General features: G+C 67.3%; 1 protein-coding gene. It reads left to right on the top strand.

Translation table 11 applies throughout. The annotated features are described in order from the left end of the window. Positions 1 to 1,444, top strand: a 1,444-nt coding sequence (locus tag AC1VAN_RS21625; protein WP_480986719.1) for a hybrid sensor histidine kinase/response regulator, incomplete at its 5' end; no start/stop codon positions are given. Positions 1,445 to 1,501: the final 57 nt, after the last annotated feature.

The raw sequence follows: 1,501 nt of genomic DNA, 5'->3' as shown, positions 1-1,501 counted from the left end.
GGTGCGGGTGGGCCGCCCGATCGAGGAACTGTTCCGCTTCAACGCACGTCGCGGCCTGTTGGGGCCCGGCCCGATCGACGAGGCCATCGAACGCCGCCTGACCCACCTGCGCAGTGGCCGCCCACACATGCGCGAGAGCGAGAAGGACGACGGCACGGTGCTGGAGATCCGCGGCAACCCGCTGCCCGACGGTGGCTTCGTCACCAGCTATGCCGACATCACCAGTTACAAGAACGCTGCACGCGAGCTGCGTTCGCTGGCCGATGCGCTGGAACACCGCGTGGCCGAACGCACCCAGGATCTGGACGAAGCCCGCCGCGAAGCCGAGCAGGCCAACCGTTACAAGACCCGCTTCGTCGCCTCGGCCGTGCACGACCTGCTGCAGCCGCTGAATGCCGCGCGCATGTTCGTGTCGGTGCTGCGCGGCAAGCTCACCGACCCCGAACAGCAACAGACCAGCGACCATATCGACGCCGCACTGGCCGCGCAGGACGCGATCCTCAACAGCCTGCTGGATATTTCACGGCTGGAGTCGGGGTCGTTGCAGGTACGGGTGCGCGCATTCGCGCTGTCTCCCTTGCTGGAAACCCTGGCGCGCGAGTTCGGCATCGCCGCACAGAGCCGCGGCCTGCAGCTGGACTGGGTGGACACTCGTGCGGTGATCGTCAGCGACGAAGCACTGCTGCGGCGCATCCTGCAGAACTTCCTGTCCAATGCGCTGCGCTATACGCCACGTGGCCGCGTGCTGATCGGCTGCCGGCGTGCAGGCGACCAGCTGCGCATCGAGGTGCATGACCAGGGACCAGGTATTCCGGAAAGCCTGCAGGGCGAGATCTTCGAAGAATTCCGTCGCCTCAACGACGGCGTGGAGCAGGAACGGGGCGCCGGCCTGGGCCTGGCCATCGTTGAACGCATCGGTCGACTGCTCGGACACCGCATCAGCCTGCGTTCCGCGCTGGGCAAGGGCAGCGTATTCGCGGTGAGCGTGGCACTCGGGCGCGCCGACGAGGTGATTGCGCCGCCGGCGGCGCCGGTCGTCGCGACCGAGCCGTCCGATGACAGCCCGCTGCGGCAATGTCGGGTCTGGAGCATCGATGATGACCCGCATGTCTGTGCGGCGACCCGTGCCCTGCTGGAACGCTGGGGCTGCCATGTGGAACTTGCCGATGGCCCCCAGGGGGCACTGGAAATCGCCAGTGCGCTGAACGTGCCGCAGCTGTTGCTGCTGGACGTACGCATGGGGCAATGGCACGGACCGGACCTGTATGAAGCGCTGTGCACGCTGTGGAAGGCGCGGCCACCGGTGATCCTGGTGACCGCTGAGCGCGATGATGCGCTGAAAGTGCATGCTGCCGAGAACGGTTGGGGCTTCCTGCTCAAGCCCGTGCGGCCGCCGGCGCTGCGGGCGTTGATGACGCAGCTGCTGTTGCGGCATCGCGGGTAAGTCAGTCGCACCTGAGCGAGGACCATCGGCCCGCGTCAGAGCGTTCACGCTCTGACG

The sequence above is a fragment of the Stenotrophomonas sp. 05L44_2 genome, assembly GCF_056665995.1.
The sequence above is the reverse complement of the archived record's forward strand: the minus strand, read 5'-3'. Positions and strand labels throughout refer to the sequence as shown.